The organism is Pseudomonas sp. H2_D02 (genome assembly GCF_054677635.1).
Map to the genome: position 1 here is coordinate 2,328,289 of NZ_CP162816.1, position 18,319 is coordinate 2,346,607.

The window sequence follows — 18,319 nt, forward strand, 5'->3', positions numbered from 1 at the left end:
AGATATTGGGGCTGCTGCGCAGCCCAGCGGGGATAAATCCCCTCGCCACAATGGCTGGATTATTCGTCTTTTTTCATCAAGCCCGCCAGGGCAGCGAACGGGTTGTGGGTCGCCTTGGCGATCTTCGGCGTGCTCAGGGAACCGTCGCCAAAATATTGCTGGTCGGTATAGCGCGAGTGCTCATTGTCGTGGCAATACAAGCACAGCAGCTCCCAGTTGGAGCCGTCCTGTGGGTTGTTGTCGTGGTTGTGGTCGCGGTGGTGAACGGTCAGTTCGCTCAGGCGCTTGCCGGAAAACTCACGGGCGCAGCGGCCGCAGACGTGGGGGTACATTTTCAGGGCTTTGTCGCGATAGCCCATCTCCCGGTCGCGCTGGGCGTCGGCGAGGATGCGGTCCAGCTTGGCGGTGTTGGACGGTGGGGTGGACGAACTCATGGGTTCACCTTTGTAGAAAAGACTGAATGACGGTTGGACAGAGTTTAGCTCAGCCCTTGAGTTTCTCGGCAATCCAGATGGTGTGGCGGGTGCCTTTGTTGCCATGGGCGAACACTTGCACCTCTTCGGCCTTGAAGCCGGCCTTCTTCAACTTGTCGGAAAACTGCCGGTCGGCGCTGGCCGACCACACCGCCAGGACGCCTTTAGGCCGCAGGGCCTTGGCGCACGCCGCCAGGCCTCCTGCCGAATACAGCCAACTGTTAGCTTTCTGGGTCAGGCCTTCCGGGCCGTTGTCGACATCGAGCATGATCGCGTCGAACCCCTGGGGCTCGGCTTGCAGCACCTTGGCCACGTCTTCCATGCGGATCACCGTGCGAGGGTCCGACAGCGGCCGTCCGGCCTTTTCACCCAAGGGGCCGCGATTCCACTCCACCACGCCTGGCACGAGTTCGGCCACTACCACTTCGGCATTCTTGCCCAGGTGCTTGAGGGCGGAGGCGAGGGTGAAACCCATGCCGAGTCCGCCGATCAACACGCGCGAGCCGGGGCGACCGGCGACCTTGCGGCAGGGAATCTCGGCCAAGGCGTCTTCGGAACCGTGCATGCGGGTGTTCATCAGCTGCCCGCCGTCGCCGCCCTGGATCTTGATCACGAAATCTTCGCCGTACTCGAACAGGCACAGGGCGCCGCCGTTGTCAGGGATAGGCGTGGTGTCGAGCAGAACAAAACGTTTCATGGAAATCTCATGGGGAAGGAGCAGACCGGCCCGGCAGGGGCTAGCCTGAAAGCAGACAATAGCCACGGAGCCATTGATGAAGTGCATCATTCTAACGGCCATTGCCCTGGCGGCGCTCTCGATAAGTTGCGCCCAGGCCCAGCAGCCGACGATTCCGGTCAGCCCGCCCAGCATCCCGGGGGCGCCGGGCACCGCCACGCCCATGCCCTATCCGCCGGTGACGCCTAGCGGAGTGCCCAAGGTGGCACCCGGAAACGGCCCGCCCCTGTTACCGCCCATCGAAATGCCCAGGCCGCCGAAGGACCAGCCGATACCGGGTATGGAGCCGAAGCCGCCGAAGGTCAAGTCGCCGGGGGGGGTAGGACGCCCACACAATGCAATAACCTGTGGGAGCGAGCTTGCTCGCGATAGCGGTGTATCAGTCAACATTGATACTGGCTGAACTGACGCTATCGCGAGCAAGCTCGCTCCCACAGAGGCTCCGGCTAGGTTTAATGGTGGTCAGACCTGCTGCGACAACAGCTGCCCATCCGCCATGCGCAGGCGCTTGGACAGGGAGACGGCGAGGGCGCGGATGATCTTGGCGGCGATCTTGGGCGCGTCGTTGAGCATTTTCTCCAGGGAATCCTTGCCCAGGTTCAGCAGTTGGCAATCGGTGGCGGCGATGCAACTGGCCGAGCGTCGTTCGCCGTCGAGCACGGCCATTTCGCCGAAGGCCCGGCCGCTGCGCAGCGTGGCGATGGTCACTGGCTGGCCGTCGGGTCCGGTTTTCTGCACGGCCACCTGGCCGGTGTGAAGGATGCACATGAAGCTGCCGGCATCACCTTCACGGAAAATCGCCTCGCCCTGGGCGATGGTGCTGATGCTGAAGTAACCCGACGCGGCGGCAAAGTCGACGGGCAGCAATTGGTCGAACAGACCGCAGTCCATCAGCCAGTCGCGGATTTCTTTGTTCAGTAAGGTCGGTTCTGACATGTCGTCACGGTCTTTTCTTGTCGTTTTCTGCGATTTTTTGGATTGTTTTGAGTGTAGGCGAACCCCTGTGGGAGCGAGCTTGCTCGCGATAGCGGCGTATCAGTCGACAACCATGTGGCTGAACTGGCGCCATCGCGAGCAAGCTCGCTCCCACATTGGGACAGCGTCATGTCTGAGCCTTGCGCATGCAGCTAAGACCCGGCCATCCTCCAGAGTTCCTCAGACCATCCCCAAAACCTTCAACACAAACGCATATTCGAGTGCTACGTCACGCAATCCCTGGTAACGACCGCTCATGCCGCCATGGCCGGCGCCCAGTTCGGTCTTGAGCAGCAGGGGATTGTCATCGGTCTTGGTGGCCCGTAGCTTCGCGACCCACTTGGCCGCTTCCCAATACTGCACGCGGCTGTCGTTGTAACCGGCGATCACCAGCATGGCCGGGTACGCCTGGGCGCGGACGTTTTCGTACGGGGCGTAGGCCCTGATCCGATCATAGACGTCCGGCTCCTCGGGATTACCCCATTCGTCGTATTCGGTCACGGTCAATGGCAGGTCGGGGTCGAGCATGGTGTTGAGCACATCGACGAACGGCACTTCAGCGATCGCGACCTTGAACAGCTCCGGACGCTGGTTGAGCACCGCGCCGATCAACAGCCCGCCGGCACTGCCGCCGCTGATCGCCAACTGGTCGGCGGTGGTCAAGCCTTTGGCGATCAAGTGCTCGGCGCAGGCAATGAAGTCGCTGAAAGTGTTGTGCTTGTGCTCTTGCTTACCGGCGCGATACCAGGCTTCACCCAGTTCACCGCCACCACGCACATGGGCGATGGCAAACGCCACGCCGCGGTCCAGCAGGCTCAGCCGCGAATGGGAAAACCACGGGTCGAGGCTTTCGCCATAGGCGCCGTAGCCGTACAGGTACAGCGGCACGGGTTTGCCGAGGGATTCTCGCTTGACCACCAGGCTGATGGGCACCTGCGTGCCGTCCGGCGCGGTGGCCCAGAGTCGTTGGCTGACATAGGCATCGGCATCGAACGGACCCAGCACCGGGGTTTGCTTGAGCACGACCTGATCGCCGCTGGCCAAGTCCAATTGGCGGATCTGCGCCGGGCGATTCAGTGCCTCGTAGCGCAGGCGGATGCGCTCACTGACAAACTCCAGGCTGTTCTGTACGTGTAGGCTGTAGGCCGCGTCTGGCAATTGCACCCGATATTTCGGCACACCTTGTGGGTGAACTTCGATGATCGGCAGGCCGCCTTCGCGCAGGCTCAAGGTCATGGCCGTGGCGTTCAGGCTCAGGCCGTCGATCATCACCGTGTCGCTGTGGGGGATCAGGTTTTGCCAGTCAGCCTCGATCGGCGCCTCACCTGTGTCGGCCGCCTGGTACAACGCGAAGTTGATGCCGTCGCGGTTGCTGCGGATGAACCAGGTCCATTCGCCGTCGAGCAAGCCGTGATCGACGTCGTATTCATGGTCCTCTACCCGTGGCGCCACGCAGGTAAACGGCTGCTGCGGTTGCGTCGCGTCGAGCACCCAGACTTCGCTGGTGGTCTTGCTGCCCAGGGACAGGATCAGTTGGCGCTCCGAGCTTGAACGGTAGCAATGCAGGAAAAAACGCCCGTCCGGCTCGTGGAACACCTCTTCGGCGGCGGTGCCGTCCAAGCGATAACGGAACAGCTTATGGGGGCGATGGGTCTCGTCCAGTTCGCCAAAGAACAGCGTCAGGCTGTCGTTGGCCCAGGTCATGCTGCCATCGCAGTTTTCGAAGGACAGTTCGCTGACCTTGTCGTTGGACAGTTCCTTGACGAACAGCGTGTAGATCTCATCGCCCGTGGTGTCCAGGCTGTAGGCCAGGCGCTGGTGATCCGGGCTGATGCTGAACGCGCCCAGGGCAAAGAATCCACCGCCGGCCAGGGCGTTCGGGTCCAGCAGCAACTGTTCGCGGCTTTCATCGACGGTCAGGCTGTCATCGGCCGGACGCGGGCAGCGGTAGTGGCGCGGATATTCGTCGCCGGCCGTGGTGCGGGTGTAATACAGGTACGGGCCCCAGGGGGAGGGCAAGGACAGGTCAGTCTCGAGGATCCGTCCCTTGATTTCCTGGAACAGCGTTTCGCGCAGTTCGGCCTGGTCGGCGAGCGCTGCTTCCTGATAGCTGTTTTCAGCCTTGAGGTATTCGAGCACGGCATCGGTGTCGCGCTCCTGCAGCCAGGCATACGGGTCGACGCCGGGGGCCTTGCGGGCAATCGGGGCATCGCAAATTTGGGCAGATAGGGGCATGGAAAAACTCTCGAGCGTGATACGAAAAGGGACAAGTGGCCTGCTGGGTCGGTTCGGTCGCCGAGCTGGAAATTTGACCGCATCAGTCTGCTGCAGAAGCCGGGGCAGCCTGACGAGCGAAAAGCCGTTACTATAAGCGCCTCTTTGCCTGCCTTGCCATGGACACCATGACCGAGAACGACTATCTGATTGCCTGGGGCTTGTACGCCTTTGCCGCCCTGGGCTGCCTCCTGGTTTGGATGCGCATGACCCGCTTCATGTGGCGCTGGTTGCGCGAGCCGCTGCGGCTGCTGATGGCGGTGCTGCTGTTCAGCCCCACTATCGTGGACCCGGTGAAGGAAAAATTTGCCCCGGCGCTGGCCATCGCCGCCCTGGACGTGTTGTTCAAGGTTGGTAACAACGTCTGGCGCGCGGCGTCCGATCTGCTCATGTACGGCATGATCGCCTTCGGCCTTTATCTGATTTTCGTGCTGATCCGCTTCCCCATCGAGCGCGCTGCCAACGCTCGCAGAGAGCGGGCGGCCGCCGCGAAAGCCGCCGCCGCTGCGGAGCCTGATGACGAGCCACCGTTCGGTGTGGCCGGTGACGACCGTTACGGTCGGCCACCCGTGCCGAGCAATCCCCAGCGTTCGCGAATCGAACCACGCCTGTAGCCGGGCTGCCCAATCAATCGAGGGTTCGAGCATGTGTGAGTTATTGGGCATGAGCGCCAATGTGCCGACCGACATCGTGTTCAGCTTCACCGGGCTGATGCAGCGGGGCGGCAAGACCGGGCCGCACCGTGACGGCTGGGGCATCGCGTTCTATGAAGGCCGTGGCCTGCGCCTGTTCCAGGACCCGGCCGCGAGCAGCGAGTCGGAAGTGGCGAACCTGGTGCAGCGTTATCCGATCAAGAGCGAAGTGGTCATCGGGCACATCCGCCAGGCCAACGTCGGCAAGGTCTGCCTGTCCAATACACACCCGTTCGTGCGCGAATTGTGGGGCCGCAACTGGTGTTTCGCCCACAACGGCCAACTCGCCGATTTCCAGCCGGGCGTGAGCTTCTACCGCCCGGTGGGCGATACCGACAGCGAAGCGGCGTTCTGTGATTTGCTCAACCGTGTGCGCCAGGCCTTTCCCGAGCCAGTGGAAGTGGAGCAATTGTTGCCTTCGTTGATCGCCGCTTGCAGCGAATACCGTAGCAAGGGTGTTTTCAATTGCCTGCTCAGCGATGGCGACTGGCTGTTCTGCTATTGCTCGACCAAACTGGCCCAGATCACCCGGCGCGCGCCGTTTGGCCCGGCGCGGCTCAAGGATGTCGACGTCATCGTGGATTTCCAGGCTGAAACCACCCCCAACGATGTGGTCACGGTGATCGCCACCGAACCCTTGACCGAAAACGAAACCTGGACCCGCTACGAACCGGGTCAATGGAGCCTGTGGCGACGCGGTGAATGCGTCAGCCATGGCCGCACCGAATAAGGACGTCACGTTATGTTGCTCAGTTATCTACGGCTGGTGTTGTTCGCGGTGGGCCTGCTGGTCGGGGTCCAGGTGCCGGGCTTCATCAATGATTACGCCAAGCGGGTCGAGGCGCACCTGATCGAGGCGCAAACCGGCCTGCAAGGTTTCCAGGGCACCGCCAGTCAATTCTTCAAGGGTGACATGCAGGCCCTGGTGGCCCATTACCGCGCCAGCGAAGACCCGATCTTTCGCAGCGACGCCGACAGCCTGAACACCTTGCTCGTGCGCCAGCAGGCCTTGGACAAGCAGTTCCAGGCGATGCAAGGCCCGTGGTACATCCGCTTGTTGCAGGTGGCGCTGGCGGCCGATCCGGATATTCGCAAGGAAACCTGGAACGGCTACAGCTACCAGATCCTGCTGACCCCGGAAGCGATGATCTGGGGCATCAGCGGCGCGATGTTGCTGTCGTTCGGCCTGGAATGCCTGTTCCGCCTGATCGACTGGGTGGTGCTGGGCGGCAAGCGCTTGCGCCAGAGCCGGCCGATCGAAGAGCGTGACCTGCGCGGGCTATAGCGCCGCCGCGGGCTTTTTGTGGCGAGGGGATTTATCCCCGCTGGGCTGCGTAGCGGCCCCATTGGTAATCCTGCTTGATACAGGAGGTGGCCTTGTTGGGGCCGCTTCGCGACCCAGCGGGGATAAATCCCCTCGCCACAACGGTGTCCTCTCCGTTCTCTCGCTGTTTGGGCCACCCAATCAAATTTTTCTTATGACCCGGCCAAGGTTTTATTCGTTGGACGCGATCAGCTGCGCGCTCAAGAATCGGGGCAACGGTCTCCACGTCTGCGTCGTCGAGACTCACAACAATAAAACCGTGGAGAACCACCATGAGTGCACCCGACACGCTCGGCGTCCCCCAACCCCAGGCCCGTTCCGGTCCGTTCGATTGGTACCGCAACATCAACCAGCAGGAACGTCGCACCTTCTGGAGCTGCAAGATCGGTTACGCCCTGGACGGCATGGACACGCAAATGCTCAGCTTCGTGGTGCCGACCCTGATTGCGATGTGGGGTATTACCACCGGACAGGCCGGGTTGATCCACACCAGCACCCTGATCGCCTCGGCCCTGGGCGGCTGGGTCGCTGGCATTCTCTCGGACCGCATCGGTCGGGTGCGCACGTTGCAACTGACGGTGCTGTGGTTCGCCTTCTTTACCTTCCTGTGCGGCTTTGCCCAGAACTATGAACAGCTGCTGATCGCCCGCACCTTGATGGGCTTCGGTTTCGGCGGCGAATGGACCGCTGGCGCGGTGTTGATGGGCGAGGTGATCCGTGCCAAGGACCGCGGCAAGGCGGTGGGCATGGTGCAGTCGGGTTGGGCGCTGGGCTGGGGCATGACGGCGATTCTGTATGCGCTGTTGTTCTCGGTGTTGCCACCGGAAGACGCCTGGCGTGCCTTGTTCATCCTGGGCATCGTGCCGGCCGTGTTCGTGATTTTCGTTCGCCGGTTGGTCAAGGATCCGGAAGTCTACAACCAGACCAAGGCCCGCCTGACGCCAGAAAATCCGGCGAAGTTCTACGAGATCTTTGCCCCCGGCATCCTCTTCACCACCCTTCGTGCTTCGCTGCTGACCACCGGTGCCCTGGGCGGCTACTATGCCATCACGTCCTGGTTGCCGACCTTCCTCAAGAACGAGCGTGGCCTGAGCGTCCTGAGTACCGGTGGCTACCTGGCGATGGTCATCGTCGGTTCTTACGTGGGTTACGTGATCAGCGCGTACTTGAGCGACATCCTCGGTCGCAAGAAAAACTTCGTCCTGTTCGCCGTGGGTTCGTTCACCATCGTATTGCTGTACACCCAAGTGCCGGTGAGCAACAACGTGATGCTTTGGCTGGGCTTTCCCCTGGGCTTCTTCGCCTCGGGGATGTTCAGCGGCATGGGCTCGTTCCTCACCGAACTGTTTCCGACCCGCATCCGGGGTTCAGGGCAGGGGTTCTGCTACAACATCGGCCGGGCAGTGGCGGCGTTGTTCCCGTTGTTGATCGGTATCCTGAGCCAGAAGGTGCCGTTGAGTGTCGGCATCGGGGCGTTCGCGGCGGTGTCCTACGGCGTGGTGATCCTGGCGGCCCTGAGCCTGCCGGAAACCCAAGGCAAGCAGTTGGAAGCCGAGTAACTGATAACCTGTGGGATGCAAATCCCACGGTCAAAGAAGAAAGAGCCTACAGGAGCGTTCACCGTGAACCGCCTGCTATTGAATTGCGATATCGGCGAAAGCTTCGGCAGCTGGACCATGGGTCTGGACGCCGAGGTGATGCCCTTCATCGATTGCGCCAACATCGCCTGCGGCTTCCATGCCGGCGACCCGAGCATCATGCGCAAGACCGTCAGCCTGGCCCTGAGCCACGGCGTGCGGATCGGCGCGCACCCGGCCTATCAGGACCTGGCGGGCTTCGGCCGACGTTCCATGGCCTATGGCGCCCAGGAACTGCAGGATCTGCTGCATTATCAGATCGGCGCCCTCGACGGCATCTGCCGTGCCCAGGGTGGGCGCGTCAGCTACGTCAAGCCCCACGGCGCAATGTACAACGACATGATGGCCAACCCGGCGCAACTGCGCGCCGTGATCCAGGCCGTCGCCGCCTATGACCGCCAATTGCCGCTGATGCTGATGGCCACTCGTGACAACGGCGCCGCCCAGGCCCTGGGCGACGAGTACGGCGTGACCCTGTGGTTCGAAGCGTTTGCCGACCGGGCCTACGATAACGCCGGCCGCCTGGTCTCGCGGCAAGCGCCGGGCGCGGTGCATCACGATCCCGAAACCATCATTGGGCAGGCCCTGACGATCGCTCGCGGCGATGCGTTGACTGCCAACGACGGCAGCGCCTTGCACCTGAAGGCCAACACCTTGTGCGTGCACGGCGACAACGCCAGTTCGGTGGCCGCCGTGCAACGCATCCGCGAAGCCCTGGTCCGGCAGAGCGCGCCATGAAACCACGCGTGGAAGTGGTGGCGGTGGATTGCCTGATGGTGCGCCTGTTCGACGAAATCGCCGAGGCCAACATGCCGTGGATGCTCGCTGCCAGCGAGCGCCTGCGCCAGGTTTTCGCCGACGATCTGATCGATCTGGTGCCGTCCTATACGACCTTGATGGTGCATTACGATTTGCTTGGCCTGACACCGGCCCAGGCGCGCGATTTGATCGGGGAAGCGCTGAACAACCTTTCCCCGGATGCCCGGTCTGCTGGCCGATGCCATGTGCTGCCGGTGTGGTACGACCCCAGCGTCGGACCCGAGTTGGGCTTGCTGGCGAGTCGCAGCGGGCTGACGGTGGAGCAGGTGATCCGTCGCCACAGCGAGCGCGAATACCAGGTGTTTGCCCTGGGCTTTGCGCCAGGTTTTGCATTCATGGGATTGGTGGACGAAGCACTGGCCGCACCGCGCCTCGACACCCCGCGCAAGCGCGTGGCGGCGGGCAGCGTTGGCATTGCCGAGCGCCAGACTGCGGCGTATCCGGTGGTGTCACCTGGCGGCTGGAATCTGATCGGTCGAACCCCGGCCAAGTTATTCGACCGCGAGCGCGACGGCTACAGCCTGATGCAGCCCGGTGACACGGTGCGTTTCGCCGCCGTCGATCACGCTGAATTCATCGCCCTGGGCGGTGACGACACACCGCTGGAGGCCCAGGCATGAGCCGTTTGTTGATCGAGGCCAGCACCCCGCTGTGCCTGTTGCAGGACGCCGGCCGGTTCGGCGTGAGGCACCTGGGCGTGACCCAGGGCGGCGCGGCGGACTGGCTGTCGATGAGCTGGGCCAATTGGATGCTCGGCAATGCGCCGGACGCGGCGGTGGTGGAAATCACCCTTGGTGGCTTCACGGTGTTGGCCGAAGACGATTGCGTGCTGGCGTTGGCCGGGGCGGACCTGGGCGCGCGCATTGACGGCCAGGGCGTGGCGTCGTGGCGCTTCTTCAGTTTGCGCAAAGGCCAGGTGCTGGCGCTCACTCAGCCCGTGCTTGGCGCCCGGGCCTACCTGGCGGCGCCTGGCGGGTTCGACGCACCGCAAGTCCTGGGCAGCCGCTCGACGGTTGTGCGTGAAGAACTCGGCGGTCTGGATGGGCGAGGGCGAGCGCTGGGTCGCGGTGAGCGCTTGAGCTATTCAGGCCCGGCGACGCCGCGCCCAATGCCGTACACGCGGATTCCGGATTTCCAGCAGGTGCAGCCGCTGGACCTGATCCTCGGCGCGCAGAACGGTGCGTTCAGCGGGCGTAGCCTGTTTGATGCGTTCAATACCGATTGGACGCTGGACAGTCGCGCCGACCGCATGGGCATGCGGTTGTTGGGCGCGGCGCTGGAATACCAGGGGCCGGCGATGATTTCCGAAGGCATTCCGCTGGGCGCCGTGCAAGTGCCGCCGGACGGCCAGCCGATCGTGCTGCTCAACGATCGGCAAACCATCGGCGGTTATCCGCGCCTGGGCGCCTTGACCCCGCTGTCCCTGGCCCGGCTGGCGCAATGCCTGCCGGGGACGCAGGTGCGGTTGCGGCCGGTGGTGCAGGCGGTTGCCCATCGGCAGCAGGTTGAGTGTTTGCAGGTGTTTTTGAAAGGCTAGAAGCATCGTCGGATCGCCGCCCGGAGCAAGCTCGCTCCCACAAGGGATCTCAGGTGTGACGAAGATCTCTGTGGGAGCGAGCTTGCTCGCGATGAGGCCTGTACAGGCAACCAAAAATCCTACTTGGAAAGAAACCGCATCCCTTCCTCCAACCCCCGCAACGTCAGCGGGTACATCCGGTCTTCCACCAACTCGCGCACGATGTTGGTCGAGGCGGTATAGCCCCAGGTGTCCTTGGGGTACGGGTTGATCCAGATGAGCTTCTTGTATTTCTCCATGAAGCGCTGCATCCACACGTAACCGGCTTCTTCATTCCAGTGCTCGACGCTGCCGCCGGCCTGGGTGATTTCATAGGGCGCCATGGCCGCGTCACCAATGAAGATGACTTTGTAGTCGGCGCCGTATTTGTGCAGCAGATCCTGGGTCGATGTGCGCTCCGAGGTGCGGCGCAGGTTGTTCTTCCACACCGATTCATAGACGAAGTTGTGGAAGTAAAAGTACTCCAGATGCTTGAACTCGGTCTTGCAGGCCGAGAACAGCTCTTCGCAGATCTTCACGTGGGCATCCATCGAGCCCCCGATGTCGAACAGCAGCAGCAACTTCACGGTGTTGCGGCGCTCCGGGCGCATCTGGATATTCAGCAGGCCGGCGTCCCGGGCGGTGTGGTCGATGGTGCCGTCGATGTCCAGTTCTTCGGCCGCGCCCTGGCGAGCGAACTTACGCAGGCGGCGCAGGGCGATCTTGATGTTGCGAGTGCCCAACTCCACTTGATCGTCGAGGTTCTTGTACTCGCGCTGGTCCCAGACCTTGACGGCCTTGCCCTGGCGCTTGCCAGCGTCGCCGACCCGAATGCCTTCCGGGTTGAAGCCGCCGGAGCCGAACGGGCTGGTACCGCCAGTGCCGATCCACTTGTTACCACCGGCATGGCGTTCCTTCTGTTCTTCCAGGCGTTTCTTGAATTCTTCGATCAGCTTGTCCAGGCCGCCCAGGGATTGGATCTGCGCCCGTTCCTCGTCGGTCAGCGAGCGCTCGAATTCCTTGCGCAACCAGTCTTCGGGAATCAGCGCCTGGAGGTGATCGTCGAGTTTTTCCAGGCCGTTGAAGTACGCGGCGAACGCCCGGTCGAACTTGTCGAAATGCCGTTCATCCTTCACCAGGATCGCCCGGGACAGGTAATAGAACTCGTCCATGTCGGCGAAGATCACCCGCTGTTTCAGCGCGTTGATCAGGTCCAGCAGTTCGCGCACCGACACGGGCACCTTGGCGGCGCGCATCTCATTGAACAGGTTAAGCAGCATGGCAATCGCCCTCGCTCTTGTTGGACGAAGAGGATCAGCGCGTGCCGCGACGGCTCATGAACGCCAGGCGCTCAAGCAATTGCACGTCCTGTTCGTTCTTGACCAGGGCGCCGGCCAGCGGCGGAATCGCCTTGGTCGGATCGCGCTCGCGCAGCACTGCTTCGCCGATATTGTCGGCCATCAGCAGCTTGAGCCAGTCAACCAGTTCGGAGGTGGAAGGTTTTTTCTTCAGGCCTGGCACCTTGCGCACGTCGAAGAACACGTCCAGCGCTTCGCTGACCAGGTCCTTCTTGATGTCCGGGTAGTGCACATCGACGATTTTCTGCAGGGTGACGCGGTCGGGGAAGGCGATGTAGTGGAAGAAACAGCGGCGCAGGAAGGCGTCCGGCAGTTCCTTTTCGTTGTTGGAGGTAATGATGATGATCGGGCGCTGCTTGGCCTTGATGGTTTCGTCGGTCTCGTAGACATAGAACTCCATCTTGTCGAGTTCTTGCAGCAGGTCGTTGGGGAATTCGATGTCGGCCTTGTCAATCTCATCGATCAGCAGGATCACCCGCTCCTCGGACTCGAAGGCTTCCCAGAGCTTGCCCTTCTTCAAGTAATTGCGCACGTCATGGACCTTGTCCACGCCCAACTGGGAATCGCGCAGGCGGCTGACCGCGTCGTACTCGTACAAACCTTGGTGGGCCTTGGTGGTGGACTTGATGTGCCAGGTGATCAAGCGCGCGCCGAAGGACTCCGCCAATTGTTCGGCCAGCATGGTCTTGCCGGTGCCCGGCTCGCCCTTGACCAGCAACGGTCGCTCCAGGGTGATGGCGGCGTTGACGGCCAGTTTCAGGTCATCGGTGGCCACGTAGGCGCTGGTGCCTTCGAACTTCATCTGCAACTCCTCGAACGGTGTCGCCGGCCCGGCGAGGCGGGGCGCGCGAAATAAATGTCGTGCCCGACTATACCGCGAGGCCCCGCCGACTGTGAACGCAGACGCTGTATTCAGTCTCTGAATGGGTCGTCACATGTTGACTCAGTCTCGGCGGCTTGCCAGTATTGCATATCGCCAATTTGGCGATATGTTAAGGCCCAAGTTTTGTTAAAGGCGAAGAGCTGTTGTGGCGAGGGAGCTTGCTCCCGCTCGAGTGCGCAGCGCTCGCAGGCTTTTAGGGCCGCTTCGCAGCCCAGCGGGAGCAAGCTCCCTCGCCACAAGTGCGTAACACGAAAGTCATGTTTTGGTCGCTGGACTGGGTAAGGTCCCATCAGGCGCAATTGCTGGAGGAATGGCAACGATGCTACCCATGAAAAGGCCGCGGTTATTGGCCGTGCAGCCTTCATTACCGTTCAGTCTCGAGTTGACGTTTATCGACGGCCAGCGATTGACGCTGGATTTGACCGCCGACGTGCAACGTTACCCTGGCCTGAAACCCTTGCTGGAAAAGGGTGCGTTTGCGGGTGCAGCCCTTGGCGATGATGGCTGGAGCGTGGAATGGCCCTATCTGGATATCCAGATCGGCGCTGATACCTTGTATTTCGATGCGCTGGCGCAGAATGCCGTGGATGAAAACACTCGCATTTTCATCGACTGGCGCGCCCGTACCGGTTTGCCGCTGAACAAGGCAGCCGAAGCGCTGGGGGTCAGTGCCCGAAGTATCAGCCGCTACAGCAGCGGCCGGGAGGCCGTGCCGCGATCGCTGGCCCTGGCGTGCCTGGGCTGGGATTCGCTGCAAAGCGGAGCGGGCCGAGCAGTGGCTGAGCAAAAAGGCCGCTACGTGGTTAAACCCAAAATCTAATCCTTCGAGGGCGGCGGTTGTTCATAGCGGGCATTGAAGGCCTGGACGAAACCGTTGCGCAGAATCTGCAGGAAGGCTTCGAAGGCACTGATGTCCTGCTGATGCACATTGCCACTGAGCTCGACCCGGGTAGCAAACTGGTTCTTGCGCTGGTTTTTCAGAGCGGTTTCGCTTGTGCCGACCAACGCTTCCCAGACCGAGCGGAAGATGTTTTTGTTCTGGTTCTCCACGTCTTGCTGCCAGTCGAATACGTCCACGTCACGCAGCAGTGGCTTGATGTAGCCGCTGAGCCGGGCGTTGTCGGCTTCGGCCTCGATCACCAGGTCGCCGTGGCCGGCGTTGAAGTCGAATTTTCCATAGGCCGCGGCGAAATCGTTCAGGCGCTTGAGCTCGATGTTGGTGGCGCGCAAGCGGAAGTCGAAGTCCTCGAAGTTGCTCAAGGGGTCGAAGGTCGCCTGGACTTCCAATGGTGCGTGTTCCGCCACCAGGGCCTTGCCTTCGAAACGGGCGTCGCGCTTGCCTTCGGTGTCCACGACGTTGGTCAGGTTATAAAAGCTGGCGTTGACGTTGGTGGCCCGCAGGTTCACCGGCGGCTTGGAGTTGAAGTTGCGAAAGGTGAGCTTGCCGTCATTGATACGCACCTCGTTGAGTGTGATGGGCATCAGCTTGCTCAGTTGTTCTCGCCAGTTGGTGCCCCGGCCTGTCTGGGAATTCTCGCGGTTGGCCCCGCCGTCGACGAAGTTGACTTCCGGATGGGCGAACTCCACTTCGGCGACGACCGCATGGTCATACCACAGCGAGTGCCAGCTTACGGACAAGTCGACCAATGGAGCATCGACGAACGGCACCGGGACCTTGCCGTCGACCTTGGTGATCTTCAGGCCATTGATCCGATAGGCGCCGCGCCAGAGGGCCAGATCGACGTCCGTGACTTGGCCGTGGTAATCGCCCATGTTGGCCAGTTTGTCGTTCAGGTAATCGCGCACCAAATAAGGCAAGGCGAAATGCACGGCCACCAGCAACGCAACGATGGCGACGAATGTCCACAGTGGCCAGCTGTATCGACGCTTCATAAGAGTAGTCTCCGTTGTTAATGCCATTGACTGTTGCAACAACGGGAACGTTCGGTGCAACTGGACGGCCTTCGGCAACAGGCTTACCTTTAAACGCTAAATTTTCTCTGTATTAAGGACCCGGCCATGAGTCGTATATACGCTGACAACGCCCATTCCATTGGCAATACGCCATTGGTGCAGATCAATCGCATCGCCCCGCGCGGCGTGACCATCCTGGCGAAAATCGAAGGGCGTAACCCGGGTTACTCGGTCAAATGCCGGATCGGCGCGAACATGATCTGGGACGCGGAAAGCTCCGGCAAACTCAAGCCCGGCATGACCATTGTCGAGCCGACCTCAGGCAATACCGGCATCGGCCTGGCGTTCGTGGCCGCCGCCCGTGGCTACAAGCTGACGCTGACCATGCCCGCCTCGATGAGTATCGAGCGGCGCAAAGTGCTCAAGGCCCTGGGCGCGGAGCTGGTGCTCACCGAACCGGCCAAGGGCATGAAAGGCGCCATCGAGAAAGCCGCCGAGATCATGGCCAGCGACCCGTCGAAATATTTCATGCCGCAGCAGTTCGATAATCCCGCGAACCCGGCGATCCACGAAAAAACCACCGGCCCGGAAATCTGGAACGACACCGATGGCGCGGTAGACGTGCTGGTCGCTGGGGTAGGCACCGGCGGAACCATTACGGGGGTTTCGCGGTATATCAAGAACACCTGTGGCAAGCCGATCCTTTCGGTGGCGGTGGAGCCCGAGGCTTCGCCGGTAATCACCCAGGCACTGGCGGGACAGGAGATCAAGCCCAGCCCCCACAAGATCCAGGGGATCGGCGCAGGTTTCGTACCGAAGAACCTCGATCTGTCGATCGTGGACCAGGTCGAGCGGGTCACGGATGACGAATCCAAGGCCATGGCCCTGCGCTTGATGCAGGAAGAAGGCATCCTTTGCGGCATTTCCTGCGGCGCGGCCATGGTCGTGGCGGCGCGCCTGGCGGAGAAGCCGGAAATGCAGGGCAAGACCATCGTCGTGATCCTGCCGGATTCGGGCGAACGGTACCTGTCGAGCATGCTGTTCAGCGATTTGTTTACCGAGCAGGAGATTCAGCAGTAACCACAGGCAGGGAGTGGCGAGGGGTTTTCTGTGGCGAGGGGATTTATCCCCGCTGGGCTGCGAGCAGCCCCCATTGCGATCAATTGCAGGATCTGTTTGGCCTTGTTGGGGTCGCTTCGCGACCCAGCGGGGATAAATCCCCTCGCCACAAATAGGTTTAGTTGCTCTGAAGATTGATTTGGTGTCAGCCAAGGTTCAGGCGACGCATGTTAACAAGGGCTTTGTTGCGTAATCCTCAACAGTGAATGTTGCGCCCGGCGATGTTTAACCGGCAAAGGGACGTTTAACATGGCCGGCCGCCGCGTCGGGCTGATGACGTTGCGTAAATGGTTCCAGACAAGGAGTTAAAAAGAATGACCGTTTCGTTTGTCGCGAAGGCCTCGGTGCTGCTGCTTTTCCTGGGCAGTACGCTGTATGTGCACTTGCGTGGCAAGGCGCGTTTGCCGGTGCTGCGCCAGTTCGTCAACCATTCGGCATTGTTCGCCCCTTACAACGCCTTGATGTACCTGTTTTCCGGCGTGCCCTCCAAGCCTTACCTCGATCGCAGCAAGTTCCCCGAACTGGACGTGCTCAAGGAGAACTGGCAAGTGATCCGCGACGAAGCGATGCATCTGTTCGACGAGGGTTACATTCGCGCCGCCGAGAAAGACAACGATGCCGGCTTTGGCTCGTTCTTCAAGAAGGGCTGGAAGCGCTTCTACCTCAAGTGGTACGACAAACCGCTGCCGTCTGCCGAGTTGCTGTGCCCCCGGACCGTCGAGCTGGTCAGCCAGATCCCCAATGTGCGAGGCGCGATGTTTGCCTTGTTGCCGGGGGGCAGTCACCTGAACCCCCATCGCGATCCCTTCGCCGGGTCCCTGCGTTACCACCTGGGGCTGTCCACACCCAATTCCGATGATTGCCGGATCTTCGTCGACGGGCAGATCTACGCCTGGCGCGACGGTGAAGACGTGATGTTCGATGAAACCTATGTGCATTGGGTCAAGAATGAAACATCGCAGACGCGTGTGATTCTGTTCTGCGATGTCGAACGGCCGTTGAGCAACCGGTTGATGACCCGGCTCAACCGCGCCATCAGCGCCTTCCTCGGGCGGGCCACCGCACCGCAGAACCTTGATGACGAACGTGTCGGCGGTATCAACCGGGCCTATGCCTGGAGCAAGTCGTTCAGCGACGGCATCAGCGGCAAGGTCAAGCAATTCAAGCGCAAGCACCCCAAGGCCTATCGGGTCATGCGTCCCGTCCTGGCCGTAGCCGTATTCACGGCGCTGGGCTACTGGTTGTTTGTCTAGATATTGCGTTACACATAGAGCGCTGGTTATAGTCGGCGCTCGGTTTTCGACCCATCCCCCAAGAGATCGGCTCATGCCTGCATCCCCTTTCACCGCGGTCGTGGTTCCAGCGTTCAACGCTGGCGTCGTGCCGTGCGGGAATCGGTCGCCTGAGCAGATCGGTCAATACCCTCCACCTGTCAGTCGCTCACCGGTATACGCCTGCGTATCACCGCCGGGTGTTGGTGTTCAGGGCTGATCGGCAACGGTTGCCGTTCCCTGTGCCCGCCTGAAAAAACGACTGGATTTCAGCTTCGGCTGAGTTGGCTTCTTGCCTGACTACAGGTGGTATTCATGTTTTCCCTTTCCAAAAACGCCTTATTGGCGACGGCTTCCACGAGCCTGTTCGTTCTGCTGTGGAGCAGCGGGGCGATCTTTTCCAAACTGGGCCTGGCCCACGCGTCCCCCTTCGCTTTCCTGCTGATCCGTTTTGCTATCGCACTGTGTGCGTTGGTGCTGTTGATACCCATGTTGAAGTTCACGTTGCCCAAAGCCGGCAAGCCGATGTGGTACGCGGCGGCGACCGGCCTGGTGTTATTGGGTGCCTACCAGATTTTCTATCTGTTGGCGCTGCAACTGAACGTCACCCCCGGGGTGATGGCCACGCTGATGGGCGTGCAGCCGATCCTTACCGTGGTGCTCATGGAGCGCCAGCGTTCCTGGCAGCGGATGTTCGGCCTGGCGCTGGGATTGGTGGGCTTGATCATGGTGGTGTACCAAGGCATCGGCCTGGCCGGCATGTCACTGGCGGGCATGCTGTGCGGGTTGTTGGCGCTGGTGAGCATGACGGCGGGGTCCATCATGCAGAAGCGCATCACCGATAATCCGCTGGGCACGCTGCCGGTGCAGTACCTGGCCGGGCTCGTGTTGTGCGCGGTGTTCGTGCCGTTCCAACCCTTCCACTTCGAGCACAGCGCGGGTTTCATCGTGCCGGTGTTGTGGATGGGGCTGGTGGTGTCGGTGTTGGCGACGCTGTTGCTGTACCGGCTGATCGCCCGGGGCAACCTGGTCAACGTCACCAGTCTTTTCTACCTGGTGCCGGCGGTGACGGCGATCATGGACTACCTGGTGTTCGGCAACCGGTTGGCGTTGTTGAGCTTGCTGGGGATGGCGTTGATCATTGTCGGGTTGGTGTTTGTGTTTCGTAAGAGCCGATAGCTAATCGCTGGCAGTACCATCGCTTTCGCGAGCAGGTTCGCTCCCACAGGTTACGCGCAATCCCTGTGGGAGCGGGCTTGCTCGCGAAGCTTTTCGGCCGTCCCGATGAA

Annotated in this window: 18 protein-coding genes and 1 pseudogene; 12 read left to right on the forward strand and 7 right to left on the reverse strand. The window is 61.4% G+C overall.

The features are described from left to right. Window positions 1–59: 59 nt before the first annotated feature. Both AB4N42_RS10870 and AB4N42_RS10875 read right to left on the reverse strand, forming a co-directional pair. Complete coding sequence (locus AB4N42_RS10870; protein WP_003184246.1) at window positions 60–434, reverse strand: YajD family HNH nuclease; 375 nt, start codon at window positions 432–434, stop codon at window positions 60–62. 49 nt (window positions 435–483) lie between these two features. Beyond that, the gene (locus AB4N42_RS10875; RefSeq protein ID WP_181286703.1) at window positions 484–1,170 is read right to left on the reverse strand and encodes a spermidine synthase; all 687 of its coding nucleotides are present in this window, start codon (window positions 1,168–1,170) and stop codon (window positions 484–486) included. A gap of 76 nt (window positions 1,171–1,246) precedes the next feature. Between AB4N42_RS10875 and AB4N42_RS10880 the strand changes: the two are divergent. Continuing rightward, window positions 1,247–1,528, forward strand: a pseudogene (locus AB4N42_RS10880) (hypothetical protein); the annotation flags it as partial. A gap of 143 nt (window positions 1,529–1,671) precedes the next feature. On the opposite strand, the gene AB4N42_RS10885 reads toward AB4N42_RS10880, so the two are convergent. Next, window positions 1,672–2,145, reverse strand: a complete 474-nt coding sequence (locus AB4N42_RS10885; protein WP_030141184.1) for a cyclic nucleotide-binding domain-containing protein — start codon at window positions 2,143–2,145, stop codon at window positions 1,672–1,674. Window positions 2,146–2,364: 219 nt separating this feature from the next. Then, on the reverse strand, window positions 2,365–4,419 hold the full coding sequence (locus AB4N42_RS10890; protein WP_460116168.1) for a S9 family peptidase: 2,055 nt from the start codon (window positions 4,417–4,419) through the stop codon (window positions 2,365–2,367). Between the two features lie 158 nt (window positions 4,420–4,577). Here AB4N42_RS10890 and AB4N42_RS10895 point away from each other — a divergent pair, with 158 nt between their 5' ends. From AB4N42_RS10895 to AB4N42_RS10925, 7 genes are all read left to right on the forward strand, one after another. Then, entirely contained in the window at window positions 4,578–5,072 is a 495-nt protein-coding gene (locus tag AB4N42_RS10895) for a hypothetical protein (protein ID WP_030141182.1), read from the forward strand. Window positions 5,073–5,103: 31 nt separating this feature from the next. Continuing rightward, window positions 5,104–5,880 (forward strand): class II glutamine amidotransferase, encoded by a 777-nt coding sequence (locus AB4N42_RS10900; RefSeq protein WP_030141181.1) that lies wholly within the window; start codon window positions 5,104–5,106, stop codon window positions 5,878–5,880. Window positions 5,881–5,892: 12 nt separating this feature from the next. Next, window positions 5,893–6,435, forward strand: coding sequence for a DUF2937 family protein (locus tag AB4N42_RS10905; protein ID WP_460116169.1), 543 nt, complete (start codon window positions 5,893–5,895; stop codon window positions 6,433–6,435). A gap of 311 nt (window positions 6,436–6,746) precedes the next feature. After that, window positions 6,747–8,033, forward strand: coding sequence for an MFS transporter (locus AB4N42_RS10910; protein ID WP_198797160.1), 1,287 nt, complete (start codon window positions 6,747–6,749; stop codon window positions 8,031–8,033). A 63-nt stretch (window positions 8,034–8,096) separates the two neighbouring features. Then, a complete protein-coding gene (locus AB4N42_RS10915; protein ID WP_407683897.1) occupies window positions 8,097–8,849 on the forward strand; it encodes a 5-oxoprolinase subunit PxpA in 753 nt (250 codons plus the stop codon). Then, on the forward strand, window positions 8,846–9,550 hold the full coding sequence (pxpB, locus tag AB4N42_RS10920; RefSeq protein ID WP_030141178.1) for a 5-oxoprolinase subunit PxpB: 705 nt from the start codon (window positions 8,846–8,848) through the stop codon (window positions 9,548–9,550). Before AB4N42_RS10915 ends, pxpB begins: the two co-directional genes overlap by 4 nt. Continuing rightward, entirely contained in the window at window positions 9,547–10,467 is a 921-nt protein-coding gene (locus tag AB4N42_RS10925) for a 5-oxoprolinase subunit C family protein (RefSeq protein ID WP_460116170.1), read from the forward strand. Before pxpB ends, AB4N42_RS10925 begins: the two co-directional genes overlap by 4 nt. A 119-nt stretch (window positions 10,468–10,586) precedes the next feature. Here the strand turns inward: AB4N42_RS10925 and AB4N42_RS10930 are convergent, their stop codons facing one another. Next, window positions 10,587–11,765 (reverse strand): vWA domain-containing protein, encoded by a 1,179-nt coding sequence (locus AB4N42_RS10930; protein WP_003198888.1) that lies wholly within the window; start codon window positions 11,763–11,765, stop codon window positions 10,587–10,589. Window positions 11,766–11,799: 34 nt separating this feature from the next. Further along, window positions 11,800–12,645 (reverse strand): AAA family ATPase, encoded by an 846-nt coding sequence (locus AB4N42_RS10935; RefSeq protein WP_003184225.1) that lies wholly within the window; start codon window positions 12,643–12,645, stop codon window positions 11,800–11,802. 400 nt (window positions 12,646–13,045) lie between these two features. Between AB4N42_RS10935 and AB4N42_RS10940 the strand changes: the two genes are divergently transcribed. Beyond that, entirely contained in the window at window positions 13,046–13,546 is a 501-nt protein-coding gene (locus AB4N42_RS10940) for a DUF2442 domain-containing protein (RefSeq protein ID WP_258648106.1), read from the forward strand. Here AB4N42_RS10940 and AB4N42_RS10945 read toward each other — a convergent pair. Then, window positions 13,543–14,619, reverse strand: a complete 1,077-nt coding sequence (locus AB4N42_RS10945; RefSeq protein ID WP_198797163.1) for a DUF748 domain-containing protein — start codon at window positions 14,617–14,619, stop codon at window positions 13,543–13,545. The two genes, AB4N42_RS10940 and AB4N42_RS10945, sit on opposite strands and share 4 nt — an antisense overlap. Window positions 14,620–14,745: 126 nt before the next feature. Between AB4N42_RS10945 and cysK the strand changes: the two genes are divergently transcribed. The 3 genes from cysK (at window position 14,746) to AB4N42_RS10960 (ending at window position 18,209) form a co-directional block, all read left to right on the forward strand. Next, window positions 14,746–15,720, forward strand: a complete 975-nt coding sequence (cysK, locus tag AB4N42_RS10950) for a cysteine synthase A (RefSeq protein WP_030141173.1) — start codon at window positions 14,746–14,748, stop codon at window positions 15,718–15,720. Between the two features lie 353 nt (window positions 15,721–16,073). Further along, window positions 16,074–17,012, forward strand: coding sequence for an aspartyl/asparaginyl beta-hydroxylase domain-containing protein (locus AB4N42_RS10955; RefSeq protein ID WP_198797164.1), 939 nt, complete (start codon window positions 16,074–16,076; stop codon window positions 17,010–17,012). A 333-nt stretch (window positions 17,013–17,345) separates the two neighbouring features. Then, window positions 17,346–18,209, forward strand: coding sequence for a DMT family transporter (locus AB4N42_RS10960; RefSeq protein WP_323154353.1), 864 nt, complete (start codon window positions 17,346–17,348; stop codon window positions 18,207–18,209). Window positions 18,210–18,319 lie beyond the last annotated feature (110 nt).

Bases quoted from the DNA above. Each gene is read 5' to 3' on its own strand.
- AB4N42_RS10870 (WP_003184246.1), bottom strand. From the start codon at position 434: ATGAGTTCGTCCACCCCACCGTCCAACACCGCCAAGCTGGACCGCATC.
- AB4N42_RS10875 (WP_181286703.1), bottom strand. From the start codon at position 1,170: ATGAAACGTTTTGTTCTGCTCGACACCACGCCTATCCCTGACAACGGC.
- AB4N42_RS10885 (WP_030141184.1), bottom strand. From the start codon at position 2,145: ATGTCAGAACCGACCTTACTGAACAAAGAAATCCGCGACTGGCTGATG.
- AB4N42_RS10890 (WP_460116168.1), bottom strand. From the start codon at position 4,419: ATGCCCCTATCTGCCCAAATTTGCGATGCCCCGATTGCCCGCAAGGCC.
- AB4N42_RS10895 (WP_030141182.1), top strand. From the start codon at position 4,578: ATGGACACCATGACCGAGAACGACTATCTGATTGCCTGGGGCTTGTAC.
- AB4N42_RS10900 (WP_030141181.1), top strand. From the start codon at position 5,104: ATGTGTGAGTTATTGGGCATGAGCGCCAATGTGCCGACCGACATCGTG.
- AB4N42_RS10905 (WP_460116169.1), top strand. From the start codon at position 5,893: ATGTTGCTCAGTTATCTACGGCTGGTGTTGTTCGCGGTGGGCCTGCTG.
- AB4N42_RS10910 (WP_198797160.1), top strand. From the start codon at position 6,747: ATGAGTGCACCCGACACGCTCGGCGTCCCCCAACCCCAGGCCCGTTCC.
- pxpB (WP_030141178.1), top strand. From the start codon at position 8,846: ATGAAACCACGCGTGGAAGTGGTGGCGGTGGATTGCCTGATGGTGCGC.
- AB4N42_RS10925 (WP_460116170.1), top strand. From the start codon at position 9,547: ATGAGCCGTTTGTTGATCGAGGCCAGCACCCCGCTGTGCCTGTTGCAG.
- AB4N42_RS10930 (WP_003198888.1), bottom strand. From the start codon at position 11,765: ATGCTGCTTAACCTGTTCAATGAGATGCGCGCCGCCAAGGTGCCCGTG.
- AB4N42_RS10935 (WP_003184225.1), bottom strand. From the start codon at position 12,645: ATGAAGTTCGAAGGCACCAGCGCCTACGTGGCCACCGATGACCTGAAA.
- AB4N42_RS10940 (WP_258648106.1), top strand. From the start codon at position 13,046: ATGCTACCCATGAAAAGGCCGCGGTTATTGGCCGTGCAGCCTTCATTA.
- AB4N42_RS10945 (WP_198797163.1), bottom strand. From the start codon at position 14,619: ATGAAGCGTCGATACAGCTGGCCACTGTGGACATTCGTCGCCATCGTT.
- cysK (WP_030141173.1), top strand. From the start codon at position 14,746: ATGAGTCGTATATACGCTGACAACGCCCATTCCATTGGCAATACGCCA.
- AB4N42_RS10955 (WP_198797164.1), top strand. From the start codon at position 16,074: ATGACCGTTTCGTTTGTCGCGAAGGCCTCGGTGCTGCTGCTTTTCCTG.
- AB4N42_RS10960 (WP_323154353.1), top strand. From the start codon at position 17,346: ATGTTTTCCCTTTCCAAAAACGCCTTATTGGCGACGGCTTCCACGAGC.